This window comes from Mesorhizobium liriopis, assembly GCF_024053505.1.
Taxonomy (GTDB): Bacteria; Pseudomonadota; Alphaproteobacteria; order Rhizobiales; family Rhizobiaceae; genus Mesorhizobium_B; species Mesorhizobium_B liriopis.
In genome coordinates this window covers 167509-182586 of sequence record NZ_JAMXQS010000002.1, presented here as the reverse complement: position 1 = coordinate 182586, position 15078 = coordinate 167509, and the positions used below count along the sequence as shown (strand labels likewise).

Here is a 15078-nt window from a genome sequence, read left to right as displayed (position 1 = left end):
CTTTGTCTTGCCCGTTCCTACCCGCCCTTCACCGAGCCGGCGAGAAGCCCGCGCACGAAATAGCGCTGGAGAGCAAAGAACACAGCGATCGGCACAAGAATGGTGATGAAGGCGGAGGTGGTGAGGATTTCCCAATCGCCGCCCTTGGACCCCAAGAGCGCGTTGAGCTTGCCGGTGAGCACCAGCTGTTCCGTGCCCGTGCCGAGGAAGACCATCGCGACGAGCAGGTCGTTCCAGACCCAGAGGAACTGGAAGATGGCGAAAGAGGCCAGAACGGGGAAGGACAGCGGCAGCACGATCTTCACGAAGATCTCGAAATCGCTCGCGCCGTCGATGCGCGCCGATTCCATGATCTCGCGCGGCAGTCCGGCGATATAAGCGCGAAGCAGATAGATCGCGAAAGGCAGGCCGAAGCCGGTATGGGCCAGCCAGATGCCGAGATAGGTCTTGGCCGGCACGCCGAAAAACGCACCGACGCCGTTATAAAGCTTGAGCAAGGGGATCAGCGACATCTGCAAGGGCACGACGAGCAGGCCGATCACGGTCGCGATCAGAAGCGCACGCCCCGGAAAGCGCATCCAGGCCAGCGCATAAGCGGCAAAGGCTGCGATCAGGATCGGGATGATGGTGGCGGGGATCGTCACCGTCAGCGAATTGATGAAGGAGCGCCCGATGCCTTCGGAAAAAAGCACCGTCTCGTAGTTCTTCACGGTGAATTCGGGCGGCGTGGAGGCCTGATAATAAACACGCTGGCCACGCGAGCCTTCGAGGCGGGTCGGCGAGGAAAGCGTGAACCCGCCGTCCTCGTTGACCTGAAGCGTGGCGCCATCGCGGATATCGGCCGTGGCGCCCGCCGCGAACTCGGTCGGATTCTGCGCGCGGGTGCCAAAGGCGAGCACCGTGCCGCTTTGGCCTTCGCCAAAGATGTTGCCCTCGAGCAGGAACCGCCCGTCGCGCTCCACCTGCGTTTCAGGCGTCGGCAAACGCCCCGCTTCGGTGCGGGCGGAGGAGGAAAGGGCCGTCCACCAGCCCGACGCCACGATCTGGCCGGCTTCGCGGAAGGACGTGACGAGAATGCCCAGGGTCGGGACGGTCCAAAGGACCACGAAGAACAGAACCGCCAGATGAACGCCCCAGCGCCCGGCAACGGAACCACGTGCTGCCATGGTTTAGTGCCCCCCATCCGCTTCGCGCGTGGCCTGCCGGATGTTCCAGATCATGATCGGCACCACGGCCAGCATGATCACCACCGCGATCGCCGCCCCGCGCCCGAAATCCCCGCCGCCGCGAAACATCCAGTCGAACATCAGATTGGCCAGAACCTGCGTGTTCCACTGGCCGTTGGTCATGGTGAGGACGATGTCGAACACTTTCAGCACGAGGATCGTGATCGTCGTCCACACCACGGCGATCGTGCCCCAGATCTGTGGCACCATGATCTTCCAGAAGATCTGGAACGGGTTGGCCCCATCGATCACTGCCGCCTCGATGGTTTCCTCCGGAATGCCGCGAAGGGCAGCGGAGAGAATGACCATCGCAAAGCCCGTCTGGATCCAGATCAGGATCGCCATCAGGAAGAAGTTGTTCCAGAAGGGCAGCGAGATCCAGACCTGCGGCTCGAGCCCGAGCGACTGCACGATGGCGTTGAGAATGCCGATCTGCGTCTGCCCGCCCCCGCGATATTCGTAGATGAACTTCCAGATCACGCTCGCACCCACGAACGAGATGGCGAGCGGCATGAAGATCAGGCTTTTGGCGATCGTGCCCCACCAGATGCGGTCGGTGAGCACCGCGATGATCAGCCCCAGAAAGGTACAGGCGGCCGGCACGACCAAAAGCCAGAGGAAATTGTTGAAGATCGAGTTGCGGAATTCGCGGTCGCCGAAGGCCCACTCGTAATTCGCAAGCCCCACGAAGTTCGTGCCGCCGCGGTCGAAGAGGGATAGGCGCAGCGTCTCGACCACCGGGTAAACGAGATAGACGCCGAGCAGGATCAGTGCGGGGCCGACGAAGAGCCAAGGCCGGATCAGCCCTTGGCGGCGCAGATTATCGACCGCCCGCATGCCCGACACGCCATGCGCGGGATAGGCGAGGTCGAGCAGCCGGTTCGCGCCCCAGAAATAGGCGACGCAGCCGAAAACGCCGACAAGAACGGTGAGGATCGCCGAAACGATCTGGCTTGCCATGATGCCCTCCCACTCTCCACGTGGGTCAGGTCCCCGCGTGGAATCAAACGCTCGAGACGAAAAGGCCGGCGCGAAGCCGGCCCGTTCTTCTTACTTGATGGCGTCCCAGCTCTTCTGGATGTCGGTCGCGACCGCTTCCGGCGACTTGCCGCCGACGAGGTCGATCATGCCTGTCCAGAAGGCGCCCGCGCCGATCTTGCCGGGCATCAGGTCCGAGCCGTCGAAGCGGAAAGTGGTGGCATTCGTCAGGATTTCGCCCTGCTTGCGCAGCGCGTCGTTGGCATAAGCCTCCTGCTTCACCGTCTTGAGGGGCGTCAGCAGGCCCGACTGCGCCATCCAGATCTCATGCGCGAGCGGCATTTCGAGGAACTTGATGAAAGCGCGCGCGGCCTTCGAGTCCTTGGTGATCATGGCCAGCGTGCCGGCACCCAGCACAGGCGTGCCGAGTTCGGGCTTGGAGGCATAAGGGGGCAGGTAGAAGAAGTCCGCATCCTCGCCGAGCTTCGTGCCTTCGGGGAAGAAGGACGAGATGAACGACGCATTGTGGTGCAGGTAGCATTTCGGCGGCACCGAGAAGAGACCCTTGGGGCTGTCGCGGAAATCGGTCGCCGCAACCGCTGCCTTGCCGCCATCGACATATTTGTCGTTGGTCGCGATCTTGGCGAAGATGTCGAGCGCCTGAACAACCTTCGGGTCGTTGAACGGAATCGCGTTCGTGGTCCACTGGTCGTAGGTTTCGGGCGACTGGGTGCGCAGCATGATGTCTTCGATCCAGTCGGTCGCCGGCCAGCCGGTGGCGCCGCCCGAGCCCAGACCGATGCACCACGGCACGCCGCCGTCCGCCACGATCTTGTCGGTCAGGGCCTGAAGCTCTTCCCAGGTCTTGGGCACTTCATAGCCTGCCTCCTCGAAGTTTTCCGGCACATACCAGACGAGCGATTTGAGGTCGGCCTTGTAGGGGAAGCCGTAGAACGCTTCCTTCCCGTCCTTGCCCTTGTAGGTGCCGAGCTTCACCCAACTGTCGCCCGCGCCGTAATTGTTCTTTACGAAATCGGCGTCGGCCTGGTCGAGCGGGGTGAGCAGGCCCTTGGAGGCCAGATCCTGGATCAGGCCGGGCTGAGGCAGGATCGCGATGTTGGGCGGGCTGCCGGCCTGCGTGTCGATGACGATCTGCTGTTCGTAGTTCTCGGAAGAGGAATACTGGACATTGGCGCCCGTCGCTTCCTGGAAATAGGCCAGAACCGAGCGCACCAGCGCCTCATCCTCGCCGCGCCACGGACCGAAGATGGTCAGCGTCTCGCCCTTGAGGTCGGTCTTCTTCAGCTCCTCGTAGTTCTCCCAGGTGAAGCGGTTTTCCTCGCCGGGCGCGAATTTGAGTTCCTGGGCGTGAGCGGTCGCGCTCACCGCCAGCGCCGCAATCGCCGCGCCGAGCAGCAGAAACTTCCTCATCGATGTGCCTCCCTATGCATTGGGCCGTGTTGTGCCGTGCCCGAGCCTTGCAGCCTGCCGAACCGGGGCAGTTCTCCTCCGCCCGATCACAGGACTGTGCCGCAACATAGGGTTTGCTGCAACCGGGGAAAGAAGTCGCCGCCGCGTGAACTGTCACAGGTTGCAGATGCAGAGCGAGGCCCTGCCCTACCCGACGCAACGAGGCGGATGGCCGTTCGTTGGAAGCCGTGCCGGCGTCGTTTCCCCGATGCCGCCCGAACGCGATCCCGACCCACAGGCTTTCCCGATGCCCCGATCCGACACCGCCCCGTTCACGCTCGACCCTGCGCCTTCGGTCATCACCTTTGACTGCTATGGAACCCTCGTGCAGTGGTACGAGGTGCTTTTGCGCGAGATCGAGAGGGTGCTGGACGCCCATCGCGCGAGCGACCGCAGCGCTTCGGCCATCCTCGACGGCTTCTCGGCCCAGAGCCGCCGGTTGACGGCTGAGAAGCCGCATCGCCTCTACAGGGACGTGCTGCGCACCGGCTTCAGGGCAGCGTTCAGCGAAGAGGGCCTGAGCCCAAGCGCAGAGGAGATCGAGCGCATCGCTTCCGCGCCCGCCACGATGGGGCCGCATGCGGACGTGCCGGATGCCCTGCTGCGGCTACGCGAGCGCTACCGACTCGCGATCTTCACCAATTCCGACGACGACCTGATCGCCCCCACCGTGGAGCGCATCGGCGTGCCGTTCGATTTCGTCATCACCGCCGAGCAGGCGCAGGCCTACAAGCCGTCGCGGCAGTTCTTCGAACACGCCCACCGCGCGATCGGCGTCGCAAGGGAAGAGACGGTGCATGTGGCGATGGGCATGTATTGGGACATGAAGGCATGTCACGAATTGGGCCTTCGCGGCATCTGGGTGAACCGGCTGAACGAGGCAGGCAACCCGGACTGGCTGCCTTACGCGCGGGTGCGCGACCTCGATGAAGCCGCAGCCCTGCTCCTGCCCGCCTGACGCCCTTCTTCCCGCTCGCCCGTTTCACATGAAACAGGGCGCGAGAGCAGAGCCTCCACGCGGCTCGGGGAGCGGCGCCTAGGGCCGCTCGCCATCGATCCAGGTGCCCTGCGCATGGCCGTCTTCGCTCAGATGGACGAAGTCGGCCCGCGCGCCGCTCGCGAGCCGTCCGCGCGTGGCCGCCTCGCCTACGGCTTGTGCCGGATAAAGCCCCGCCATGCGCAAAGCCTCGCTTTGTTCCAGCCCGATCACCTCATGCATGAAGCGGATGGCCGCCGCCATGTCGAGATCGGCGCCCGCCAGCGTGCCGTCGGCCAGCGTCAGCCGCCCATGCTCGCGCTTGATGGTGCGGCCGTTGAGCGTGAAGCTCGTTTGATCCGTGCCGATAGTGGACATCGCATCGGTCACGAGAAAGATCCGCCCCGGCCCACGCTTGGCGCGAAGAGCCGTGCCGATCGATTCGGAAGCGACATGGATACCGTCGGCGATCAGCCCGGCATAGACATGACCGTGATCGAGCACAGCCCCTACCAGCCCCGGCTCACGATTGCCGAGCTGGCTCATCGCGTTGAAGAGATGCGTGGCGATCGTCGCGCCCGCCATGAAGGAGCGATGCGCCTGCGCAATGCCGGTGTCGGAATGGCCAAGGCTGACATAGACGCCGCCTTGCGCCAGCCGTCCGATCTGCTCGGGTGTGACGGATTCAGGGGCGACTGTAGTCAGCAGCACCGGCAGCTGCTTCCTGGCCTCCAGCAAGGCTTCGAGGTCGTCGTCCTCCATCGGCCGGATCAGCGCCGGATCATGCGCGCCTTTGCGCGCAATCGACAGATGCGGGCCTTCGAGATGGAGCCCCATGAAGCCCGGCACGTTCGCTTTCGCCGCTTGGATGCCGGCAGCAATCGCGGCACGAGTAATCTCGCGCGTGTCGGTGATCAACGTCGGCAGAAGCGCGGTCGTTCCGAAGGGGCGGTGCGCTTCGCAGATCGTGCGGATGGCATCGACCGACGGGCTGTCGTTGAACATCACCCCGCCGCCGCCATTCACCTGAAGGTCGAGAAAGCCCGGTGCCAATACGCCGCCATCGAGCTCGGTGCGGCGCACGGAATTCTCCAGCGCGGTTTCCGGCACGATGCCGGCGACCCTGTCGCCATCGAGCAGAAGGGCCGCCCCATCGATCCAGATTTCGCCGTCGAAGATGCGGGCAGCGCCCGTGATTGCGTGTTGCGAGCTCATCGGGTTTCGGTGACCTTTCTGAGATGCGGCGGCTGGTCGGGATCGAGCCCGCGCGCCCGCGCGAAATTCTCCGCGAACGAATAGAAGCTCGTCACCAGGGACAGCGTGTCGGTCAGCGGATGGCCGGTCCGGGCGACAGGCAGGCTTTGGGCCGTCTTCACCTTCCCGCTTGCCGCGAATACCGCAGCGCCCTTGTCGGCCAGCGCATCGGCCGCATCCACCACGAAGGGCTCGGCCTGATCCGGCGTGGAAAGGGCAAGCACGGGGAAGCCTTTGGTGACGATCGCCATCGGCCCATGCATCACTTCCGCCGCCGAGTAGCTTTCCGCGTGGACGCCGCAGGTTTCCTTGAACTTGAGCGCCGTTTCGCCCGAAATCGCGAAGGACGGCCCACGCCCGAGCACGAAGAGCGAGGACTGATCGCCGATGGCGTCCCCGAAGGCCTGCCAGTCGCAGGTCAGGGCCTTTTCGAGCGCCTGGGGCAGATCGTAGAGGGCGCGCAACAGCGCCTCGTCCTTTCGCCAATGCGCCAGGAGGCCGAGAGCGGCGGCCGCCGAAGACACGAAAGTCTTGGTCGCCGCCACGCTCTTTTCAGGCCCCGCCGCGATATCGATCGCATGCGCGACGCCCTGCGCGAGCGGCGAGTGGGGATCGTTGGTCATGGCCACCGTCAGCGCACCACCCTCGCCCGCCACCTTCATCGCGGCCAGGATGTCCGGGCTCTGGCCCGACTGCGACACGGCTATCGCCGCGCCCCCGTCGATCTTCAGTTTCGCGCCGTAGACGGAGGCGATCGATGGCCCGACAGAAGCCACCGGAATGCCCGTCTCGATCTCGACCGCATATTTGAACAGCGTCGCGACCTGGTCGGAGGAGCCGCGCGCAATCGTCACGATCAGGCGCGGATCGGCCTGGCGCAAAGCCTCGCCCGCCGCCTTCAGGGCCGCGTCCGACTGTTCGAACAGCCGCGCCACGGCCTGCGGAATTTCGGCCACTTCGCGGCGCATGAAAGTCGTCTGGTCGGTCATTTGATTCCTTCGCGGGGCGCACCCCAGGAGAGTTCGGCGACGAAGTCATAGGCGTCGCCGCGATAGATGGAGCGCGTCAGTTCGATGGCACGGCCGCTGGCGAGATAGGAGATGCGCTCGATGGACAGGCTCGCCGAGCCGGTGACGACGCCGAGCAGCCGCGCATCCTCTTCGCCGAGGTTGACGGCCGCGATCCTTTGCACCGCGCGCACCGGGCGGTGGCCGGTCTGGTCGAGCACGGCATAGAGCGAGGACAGCACGTCGCGCGGGGCTGGCAGGATCGTCGCCGAGATCACCGCGCGCTCGATGGCGAGCGGCGTGTCGCCCGCGATGCGCAGACGCGAAAGCCGCGCGACCTTCTCGTCGCCCCGCAGGCCCAGCGCCATGACTTCGCTCGGAAGTGCGGGATAGACGCCACGGTCCAGCCACACCGAGCGCGAGGTCAGGCCGCGCCGCGCCATGTCTTCCGAAAACGAGGTCAGCCGCGAAAGCTGCTGTTCGACCCGCTCCACGCGTGGCGCGACGAAGGTGCCCGAGCCCTGACGCTGCACCAGCACCCCGCGCTCGACGAGATCGCGCACGGCCTTGCGCACTGTTACACGTGAAACATCGGTCAAATTCGCCAGATCACGCTCGGAGGGAAGTGCCTCGCCGGGCGCCATGGAGCCGCTCGCCAAGGCTTCCTCGATGGCGCGCTGCAGTCGCATGTAGAGCGGCGCGTGCAGGTGATCGTCACCGCGCATCCGGTCCAGAATTGCGGCAACCCCGCTCATGGCCTGAAGCCTCATCTCCCGAAGATTTCAATCGTGAGGGTACCATTGAAATACCACTTGCCAAGCTGAAATCGCCAAAATCGCAAATTTTCGTCCCTTCTATCCTTGGCCACTAGACAGGTGGTCTTTTTTGGTATCGTCTGCACCGCATGCGTTCGCCGCCGACACTCGAAAAGAGGCGGCGGGCGATCCGGGCCTCCAGGAACAGCCCGGCCGGGAACACAGGGAGATATCATGAAACAGTTTATGCTGGCCGCGCTTGCGGCCTCCACAATCCTGAGCGGCGCCACTCTGGCCTTCGCGCAGGATAAGTCGCTGACCATCGAAAGCTGGCGCAACGACGACCTGACCATCTGGCAGGAAAAGCTCATTCCCGCCTTCGAGAAGGCCCATCCGGGCATCAAGGTGACCTTCGCACCCTCCGCCCCCACCGAATACAATGCCGCCCTCAACGCCAAGCTCGACGCGGGCTCGGCCGGCGACCTCATCACCTGCCGCCCCTTCGACGCCTCGCTCGATCTCTTCAACAAGGGCCAGCTCGCCGATCTGACGAGCCTGCCCGGCATGGAGAACTTCTCCCCCGTCGCGAAGTCGGCATGGTCCACCGATGACGGCTCCAAGACCTTCTGCGTGCCGATGGCATCCGTGATCCACGGCTTCATCTACAACAAGGACGCGTTCGACCAGCTCGGCATCGCGGTCCCGAAGACCGAGGCCGAGTTCTTCGCCGCCCTCGACAAGATCAAGGCCGACGGCAACTATATCCCGCTGGCGATGGGCACCAAGGATCTCTGGGAAGCCGCGACCATGGGCTACCAGAATATCGGCCCGAACTACTGGAAGGGCGAAGACGGCCGCAAGGCGCTGATCGAGGGCAAGCAGAAGCTGACCGACGCCGACTGGGTCGAGCCCCTCAAGACGCTCGCCAAGTGGAAGCCTTATCTCGGCGACGGCTTCGAGGCGCAGGCCTATCCAGACAGCCAGAACCTCTTCACGCTCGGCCGTGCCGCTATTTACCCCGCTGGTTCGTGGGAAATCTCGCAGTTCAACAGCCAGGCGCAGTTCAAGATGGGCGCCTTCCCGCCGCCGGTGAAGAACGCGGGCGACACCTGCTATATCTCGGACCACAACGATATCGGCATCGGCCTGAACGCCAAGAGCCCCAACCAGGACGCGGCCAAGACCTTCCTGTCCTGGGTCGCTTCGCCGGAATTCGCCACCATCTACGCCAACGCCCTGCCGGGCTTCTTCTCGCTGTCCAACACGCCGGTGAAGATGGAAGACCCGCTCGCCCAGGAATTCGTGTCCTGGCGCGAACAGTGCAAGCCCACCATCCGCTCGACCTACCAGGTGCTTTCGCGCGGCACGCCCAATCTCGAAAACGAGACCTGGGTGGAGTCGGCCAACGTGATCAACGGTACCGAAACAGCGGAACAGGCTGCGGACAAGCTGCAGAAGGGCCTGGACGGCTGGTACAAGCCGGGTGCTGCGAAGTAAGCGGGGTTGGCTTTTCGCCGCGCGGCTGATGCTTGAAGCGCCGGTTGCGCGGCGAGGTCGCCCCCACCCCTTACCCCTCCCCACAAGGGGGAGGGGTACGGCCACGCTGAGATGCAACCTCGACGCTTGTCGCTTGAGTTGAAAGTCTGATCCCAACGCCGACGTCTTCCCCTCCCCCTTGTGGGGAGGGGTAAGGGGTGGGGGTGACGTTCGCGACGAACGCGAACACCTCCGCAACGAGCCACCCCAAACCCGACGGTCCCGCAACCAGCCCGTCCGAAAATCCAAAAACCCGCCCATGACCCAAGCGCCCGCCCCCGCTCGACGCCCGTTCCGCTGGCACATTCCCGTGCTGCTCGCGCCGGCGGTGCTCGTCTATTCGGCGATCATGATCCTGCCGCTCTTCGGCACGCTGCAGCTCTCGCTCTTCCGCAATGTCGAAGGCGTGCGCACATTTGTCGGCCTTGCCAATTTCCAGACGCTGTTCGGCGACGCGCGCTGGTCGGCCTCGTTCTGGAACGCGCTGTGGAACAATACCTGGTTCTTCATCATCCATATGGTGGTGCAGAACCCGATCGGCGTGGCGCTCGCAGCACTTCTGTCGAGCCCGCGCCTGCGCTTCGCCGCCTTCTACCGCACCGCGATCTTCATCCCCACCATTCTGTCCTTCGTGATCGTCGGCTTCGTGTGGAAGCTGATCCTGTCGCCGCTCTGGGGGGTGGCCCCCAACCTCCTCGACCTCGTCGGTCTGAAAAGCCTGTTCACGCCCTGGTTGGGCAAGGAAGAGTATGCGCTGACCACGCTCGGCCTGATCTCGGTCTGGCAGTTCGTCGGCATTCCGATGATGCTGATCTATGCCGCCCTGCTCTCCATCCCCGACGAGGTGATCGAAGCGGCCGAACTCGACGGGGTGACCGGCTGGAGCCAGTTCTGGAAGATCAAGCTGCCGCTGATCCTGCCCTCCATCGGCATCATCTCGATCCTGACATTCGTCGGTAATTTCAACGCCTTCGACCTGATCTATTCCGCCCAAGGCGCGCTCGCCGGACCGAACTATTCCACCGACATCCTCGGCACCTTCCTTTACCGCACCTTCTTCGGCTTCCAGCTGCAATCGGGCGATCCGTATATGGGCTCGACGATCGCCTCGATGATGTTCGTGATCATCCTGGCCGGCGTATGCGTGTACCTGTTCGCGGTGCAGACGCGGCTGCGGAGGTATCAGTTTTGAGCGGGGTGGGTTTGGCCCCAAACTCGGATGGGCTGGTGAAGCGGCAACGTCACCCCCACCCCTTACCCCTCCCCACAAGGGGGAGGGGAGCGCCGATCTTGGCGCCTCATCCTTCAGCCTTGTTGCTCCTTCCCCGTGTTGAACGCGGCGATGACGCCTCCCCTCCCCCTTGTGGGGAGGGGTACGGGGTGGGGGTGATCTCTCCGCGCGCTCGACATTCGAACCGTCAAGCCACCCGCGCCCTCACCACGAGACCCGCCCCATGAGCCGCGCCACCTCGTCCCTCCCCCGCTCGGCCGCGGCTCATGCGATCCTGATCCTTTACACGATCATCGCCCTCTTCCCCGTGCTTGTCGTCGTCATGAACTCCTTCAAGGCGCGCAACGCGATCTTTCGGGCGCCGCTCATGCCGCCGACCACGACCACCTTCGATACGGTCGGCTACACCACCGTGATGGCGCAGGGCGACTTCCTGCTTTATTTCGGCAACAGCCTGACCGTCACCGTGGTCTCGCTGTTTCTCGTGCTCTTGTTCGGCGCGATGGCGGCATTCGCGCTGTCCGAATATCGCTTTCGCGGCAATACGCTGACCGGCCTCTACCTCGCGCTCGGCATCATGATCCCGATCCGGCTCGGCACGGTGGCCATCCTGCAGCTGATGGTGGCGAGCGGACTGGTGAACACGCTGACCGCGCTCATCCTCGTCTACACCGCGCAGGGCCTGCCGCTCGCGATCTTCATCCTGTCCGAGTTCATGCGCACGGTGTCCGACGATCTCAAGAATGCCGGCCGCATCGACGGGCTGTCCGAATACCGCATCTTCTTCCGCCTCGTGCTGCCTCTGGTGCGGCCCGCGATGGCGACGGTGGCGGTCTTCACCATGATTCCGATCTGGAACGATCTCTGGTTTCCCCTGATCCTCGCCCCATCCGAATCCACCAAGACGGTGACGCTGGGCGCACAGATCTTTCTCGGGCAGTTCGTCACCAACTGGAACGCGGTTCTTGCAGCCCTTTCGCTCGCGATCCTGCCCGTGCTCGTCCTTTATTTCATCTTCTCGCGGCAGCTGATCCGCGGCATCACCTCGGGAGCCGTCAAATGACCGCCGCACCAATCCCCACCTCCCCCTTACGGGTCATGGTCGCGGGCCTCGGCAATATGGGCCGCAGCCATGCGCTGGCCTATGCCACCAATCCGGGCTTCGAGATCGTCGGCCTCGTCAATCGTTCCGGGGTGCCGCTGCCCGGCCTCCTCGCCGGCTTGTCCATCCGCCAGTCCTTCGAGGACACGCTCCAATCGGAAAAGCCCGACCTCGTGGCAATCGCCACCTATTCCGACAGCCATGCCGACTATGCCGTGCAGGCCATGGAAGCCGGCGCGCATGTGTTCGTGGAAAAGCCGCTCGCGACGACAGTGGCGGACGCGCAGCGCGTGGTCGATGCGGCGAAAGCCAACAACCGCAAGCTCGTGGTCGGCTATATCCTGCGCCACCATCCCTCATGGGAGCGGCTGATCGCGGAAGCGCGTGCGCTGGGCGGGCCCTTCGTGTTCCGCATGAACCTCAACCAGCAATCTTCGGGCCCCACCTGGGCCACCCACAAGCAGCTGATGCAGACCACAAGCCCGATCGTCGATTGCGGCGTGCATTATCTCGACGTGATGTGCCAGATCACCGACGCCCCACCCGTCGAGGTGCGCGGCATGGGCGTGCGCCTTTCCCAGGAGATCGCGCCTGACATGTACAATTACGGCCATCTCCAGGTGCTCTTCGCCGATGGCTCGGTCGGCTGGTACGAGGCGGGCTGGGGGCCGATGATGTCGGAAACCGCGTTTTTCGTGAAGGATGTGATCTCGCCCAACGGCTGCGTCTCGATCGTGGTCGCCGAGGGCACTAGGTCCGACGACATCGACGCCCACACCAAGACGTCCGTGATCCGCCGCCACCGCGCGGAAATGGACGCGAACGGCCGCTTCGTTTCGCCCGACGAGAACATCTCCATGGCAGGCGAGCCCGGCCATCAGGACCTTTGCGACCGCGAGCAGGCCTTCGTGCTCAAGGCCATCCGCGAGGACCTCGACCTGTCGCGGCACATGGACGATGCGGTGCGCTCGCTCGCCGTGTGCCTCGCGGCCGACGAAAGCGTGCGTTCGGGCAAACCGGTGAGGCTCTGATGGGTTCGCTTTCGCTTCAACAAATCCGCAAGAGCTTCGGCGCGACCGATGTTCTGAAGGGCATCGACCTCGAAGTGGGCGACGGCGAGTTCTGCGTCTTCGTCGGGCCTTCGGGCTGCGGCAAGTCCACGCTTCTGCGCATCATCGCGGGCCTAGAAGACACCAGCTCGGGCGCGGTGATGATCGATGGCACACGCGTGGAGAACACAGCACCCGCCCAGCGCGGCATCGCCATGGTGTTCCAGTCCTACGCGCTCTACCCGCACCTCAACGTGCGCGACAACATGGCGCTGGGCTTGAAACAGGCGAAGACGCCGAGTGCCGTGATCGACAGCCAGATCGCAAAAGCGTCGGCGATGCTGTCGCTCGAACCCTATCTAAAACGCCGTCCGGCTGAACTCTCCGGCGGCCAGCGCCAGCGCGTCGCCATCGGCCGCGCCGTGGTGCGCGACCCCAAGCTCTTTTTGTTCGACGAGCCGCTGTCGAACCTCGACGCGGCGCTCCGCGTCAACACGCGCCTCGAGATCGCGCGCCTTCACCGCGAGCTCTCCGCCACCATGATCTATGTGACGCATGACCAGGTGGAAGCGATGACGCTCGCCGACCGGATCGTCGTCATGAATGGCGGGGTGATCGAGCAGGTCGGCGCGCCGATGGAGCTCTACAACGCGCCCGCCAACCTCTTCGTCGCCGGCTTCATCGGCAGCCCGAAGATGAATTTCATCGACGGCGCAAGACTGGGCGAGAGTGCCAAGACGATCGGCGTCCGCCCCGAACATATCGCCGTGAACGGAACGGAAGGCACATGGCGCGGCACGGTGGTGCATGCCGAGCATCTGGGCGCGGACACGAACCTTTATCTCGATACCGAGAAAGCCGGGCTCATCACGGTGCGCCTGTTCGGCGAATATGCGGCCGCGCCGGGCGAGGAACTGTTCGCGACGCCCGACCCGGCGCGGGTCTACCGGTTCGGGGAGGATGGGAAGAGGGTTGGCTGAGGGCTGGGTAGTCCAGCGTTTCTCGCCACCCTCATGGCATGGATTCTCGGCTCAAGGCCGAGAATGACGAAGTGACGGTGGAAATCCCAAGGTGACATTCGTGACGTTGGCAAAGTCAGGGCTGGCAGTCGCCACAGCCGAAGGTTAGCGCCCTGCCTCCTATCCATTCGTCATTCTCGGCCTTGAGCCGAGAATCCATGCCGTGTCCTTTCCGGTTCTACTGACGCTTCAAATTCTACTGACGCTTCGAAAGAGCGCAGGCTTTGCGGGGCGTTGAGCTTGGTGGCTACGTCACCCCCACCCCTTACCCCTCCCCACAGGTGGGAGGGGGACGTCAGCGCCGCACTTCTACTTTCAAGCTAGGCGACAAGCTCGGGGTGAAACGCGACGCTAGCGCCCTCCCTCCCCCTTGTGGGGAGGGATATAGGGTGGGGATAAACCGTCCACCTGCACAACGTCTTTCCAGAAACGAGAACTACCCCGCAAAGAACCCCGAGCGGCGCTCCTCAATCCACGAAGGCGCGTTCCACCACGAAGGTGCCCGGCTTGTTCAGGGAACCTTCCTCGAAGCCGCGCGATTCCAGCAATGCCTTGATGTCCTTCAGCATATGCATGGACCCGCAGATCATGCCGCGGTCGTGCTCGGGATCGAGCGGGGCGATATCGAGATCGGTGAACAGCGTGCCGGATTCGATCAGCGCGGTGATGCGGCCCGTACGGGGCGAGATCTCGCGCGTGGTGGTCATATAGGTGTGCACGCGGCCTGCGGTCAGTTCGCCGATCAGCGGGTCTTCGGCCAGCTGGTGCGCCAGTTCCTCGCCGTAAGCCAGTTCGGCGCGCTCGCGCACGGTCTGGGTCAGGATGATCTGGTCGAACTTCTCGTAGGTGTCGGGATCGCGCAGGATGGAAGCGAAGGGCGCGATGCCGGTGCCGGTGGAGAACAGAAACAGACGGCGGCCCGGCAGAAGCGCGTCGGTGACCAGCGTGCCGGTCGAGCGCGGGCGCAGCAGGATCGTGTCGCCGGGCTGGATCTTCTGCAGCTTGGAGGTCAGCGGACCGTCCGGCACCTTGATCGAATAGAATTCCAGCTCCTCGTCCCAGGCCGGGCTTGCCACCGAATAGGCGCGGAACAACGGCTTGCCCTCGCCGCCGGGCAGGCCGATCATCACGAACTCGCCCGAGCGGAAGCGCAACGACTGCGGCCGCGTGATGCGGAACGAGAAAAGACGGTCGGTGTAATGCTTCACCGACACCACGGTTTCGGCATGGACACCGGCGGGAATCGCAGGCGCAGTTTCGGGCTGGCTGACGGCCGCGGCGGATGACTGCATAATGGGAAACCTCGAAGTGGATGCTTGCCGGGCGGCCCGCGCAAAACGCGGGGCTGGGCGCAAGAGGGCTGGTTAGCGCAAGAAGGGTTGCGCGATCAAGACGGTTTGGCGAAATGCAATGCCAAACAAATCGTTAGCGGGAGAATAGCCGTTCGGCTTTGTGCCTTTCAGAAGAAACGGCGC

General features: G+C 64.1%; 13 protein-coding genes. 6 read left to right on the top strand and 7 right to left on the bottom strand.

The window, feature by feature from the left end; genetic code table 11:
* Positions 1 to 17: 17 nt before the first annotated feature.
* The 3 genes from NGM99_RS03900 to NGM99_RS03890 form a co-directional block, all read right to left on the bottom strand.
* A complete protein-coding gene (locus tag NGM99_RS03900; protein ID WP_252816200.1) occupies positions 18 to 1166 on the bottom strand; it encodes a carbohydrate ABC transporter permease in 1149 nt (382 codons plus the stop codon).
* Positions 1167 to 1169: 3 nt separating this feature from the next.
* Complete coding sequence (locus NGM99_RS03895; protein ID WP_252816198.1) at positions 1170 to 2186, bottom strand: carbohydrate ABC transporter permease; 1017 nt, start codon at positions 2184 to 2186, stop codon at positions 1170 to 1172.
* A 90-nt stretch (positions 2187 to 2276) separates the two neighbouring features.
* A complete protein-coding gene (locus NGM99_RS03890) occupies positions 2277 to 3635 on the bottom strand; it encodes an ABC transporter substrate-binding protein (RefSeq protein WP_252816196.1) in 1359 nt (452 codons plus the stop codon).
* A 286-nt stretch (positions 3636 to 3921) separates the two neighbouring features.
* Here NGM99_RS03890 and NGM99_RS03885 point away from each other — a divergent pair, with 286 nt between their 5' ends.
* Positions 3922 to 4632 carry a haloacid dehalogenase type II gene (locus NGM99_RS03885; RefSeq protein ID WP_252816194.1) on the top strand — a complete coding sequence of 237 codons (711 nt, stop codon included), beginning with the start codon at positions 3922 to 3924 and terminating at the stop codon, positions 4630 to 4632.
* Between the two features lie 78 nt (positions 4633 to 4710).
* Here NGM99_RS03885 and nagA read toward each other — a convergent pair whose 3' ends face one another.
* From nagA to NGM99_RS03870, 3 genes are read right to left on the bottom strand one after another with little or no spacing between them, the layout of a single operon-like run.
* Positions 4711 to 5865, bottom strand: coding sequence for an N-acetylglucosamine-6-phosphate deacetylase (nagA, locus tag NGM99_RS03880; protein WP_252816192.1), 1155 nt, complete (start codon positions 5863 to 5865; stop codon positions 4711 to 4713).
* A complete protein-coding gene (locus tag NGM99_RS03875; RefSeq protein WP_252816190.1) occupies positions 5862 to 6893 on the bottom strand; it encodes an SIS domain-containing protein in 1032 nt (343 codons plus the stop codon). The genes nagA and NGM99_RS03875 overlap by 4 nt, the downstream gene beginning before the upstream one ends.
* Positions 6890 to 7666, bottom strand: coding sequence for a GntR family transcriptional regulator (locus tag NGM99_RS03870; RefSeq protein ID WP_252816188.1), 777 nt, complete (start codon positions 7664 to 7666; stop codon positions 6890 to 6892). Before NGM99_RS03870 ends, NGM99_RS03875 begins: the two co-directional genes overlap by 4 nt.
* A 234-nt stretch (positions 7667 to 7900) precedes the next feature.
* On the opposite strand from NGM99_RS03870, the gene NGM99_RS03865 reads away from it, so the two are divergent.
* The 5 genes from NGM99_RS03865 to NGM99_RS03845 all read left to right on the top strand — a co-directional run bounded on the left by NGM99_RS03865 (position 7901) and on the right by NGM99_RS03845 (position 13564).
* Positions 7901 to 9163 (top strand): ABC transporter substrate-binding protein, encoded by a 1263-nt coding sequence (locus tag NGM99_RS03865; RefSeq protein ID WP_252816186.1) that lies wholly within the window; start codon positions 7901 to 7903, stop codon positions 9161 to 9163.
* A gap of 298 nt (positions 9164 to 9461) precedes the next feature.
* On the top strand, positions 9462 to 10394 hold the full coding sequence (locus tag NGM99_RS03860) for a carbohydrate ABC transporter permease (protein WP_252816184.1): 933 nt from the start codon (positions 9462 to 9464) through the stop codon (positions 10392 to 10394).
* 262 nt (positions 10395 to 10656) lie between these two features.
* Positions 10657 to 11496 (top strand): carbohydrate ABC transporter permease, encoded by an 840-nt coding sequence (locus tag NGM99_RS03855; RefSeq protein WP_252816182.1) that lies wholly within the window; start codon positions 10657 to 10659, stop codon positions 11494 to 11496.
* On the top strand, positions 11493 to 12566 hold the full coding sequence (locus tag NGM99_RS03850) for a Gfo/Idh/MocA family protein (protein WP_252816180.1): 1074 nt from the start codon (positions 11493 to 11495) through the stop codon (positions 12564 to 12566). The genes NGM99_RS03855 and NGM99_RS03850 overlap by 4 nt, the downstream gene beginning before the upstream one ends.
* A complete protein-coding gene (locus tag NGM99_RS03845; protein WP_252816178.1) occupies positions 12566 to 13564 on the top strand; it encodes an ABC transporter ATP-binding protein in 999 nt (332 codons plus the stop codon). Before NGM99_RS03850 ends, NGM99_RS03845 begins: the two co-directional genes overlap by 1 nt.
* Before the next feature lie 506 nt (positions 13565 to 14070).
* Here the strand turns inward: NGM99_RS03845 and NGM99_RS03840 are convergent.
* Positions 14071 to 14895: a ferredoxin--NADP reductase gene (locus tag NGM99_RS03840; protein WP_252816176.1), complete on the bottom strand. Its 825-nt coding sequence runs from the start codon at positions 14893 to 14895 to the stop codon at positions 14071 to 14073.
* Between the last annotated feature and the right edge of the window lie 183 nt (positions 14896 to 15078).

Excerpts from the sequence above, each read along its gene's own strand:
- NGM99_RS03845 (WP_252816178.1), top strand. The coding sequence starts at position 12,566 with ATGGGTTCGCTTTCGCTTCAACAAATCCGCAAGAGCTTCGGCGCGACC.
- NGM99_RS03865 (WP_252816186.1), top strand. The coding sequence starts at position 7,901 with ATGAAACAGTTTATGCTGGCCGCGCTTGCGGCCTCCACAATCCTGAGC.
- NGM99_RS03840 (WP_252816176.1), bottom strand. The coding sequence starts at position 14,895 with ATGCAGTCATCCGCCGCGGCCGTCAGCCAGCCCGAAACTGCGCCTGCG.
- NGM99_RS03870 (WP_252816188.1), bottom strand. The coding sequence starts at position 7,666 with ATGAGCGGGGTTGCCGCAATTCTGGACCGGATGCGCGGTGACGATCAC.
- NGM99_RS03875 (WP_252816190.1), bottom strand. The coding sequence starts at position 6,893 with ATGACCGACCAGACGACTTTCATGCGCCGCGAAGTGGCCGAAATTCCG.
- NGM99_RS03855 (WP_252816182.1), top strand. The coding sequence starts at position 10,657 with ATGAGCCGCGCCACCTCGTCCCTCCCCCGCTCGGCCGCGGCTCATGCG.
- NGM99_RS03860 (WP_252816184.1), top strand. The coding sequence starts at position 9,462 with ATGACCCAAGCGCCCGCCCCCGCTCGACGCCCGTTCCGCTGGCACATT.
- nagA (WP_252816192.1), bottom strand. The coding sequence starts at position 5,865 with ATGAGCTCGCAACACGCAATCACGGGCGCTGCCCGCATCTTCGACGGC.
- NGM99_RS03850 (WP_252816180.1), top strand. The coding sequence starts at position 11,493 with ATGACCGCCGCACCAATCCCCACCTCCCCCTTACGGGTCATGGTCGCG.
- NGM99_RS03890 (WP_252816196.1), bottom strand. The coding sequence starts at position 3,635 with ATGAGGAAGTTTCTGCTGCTCGGCGCGGCGATTGCGGCGCTGGCGGTG.
- NGM99_RS03885 (WP_252816194.1), top strand. The coding sequence starts at position 3,922 with ATGCCCCGATCCGACACCGCCCCGTTCACGCTCGACCCTGCGCCTTCG.
- NGM99_RS03895 (WP_252816198.1), bottom strand. The coding sequence starts at position 2,186 with ATGGCAAGCCAGATCGTTTCGGCGATCCTCACCGTTCTTGTCGGCGTT.
- NGM99_RS03900 (WP_252816200.1), bottom strand. The coding sequence starts at position 1,166 with ATGGCAGCACGTGGTTCCGTTGCCGGGCGCTGGGGCGTTCATCTGGCG.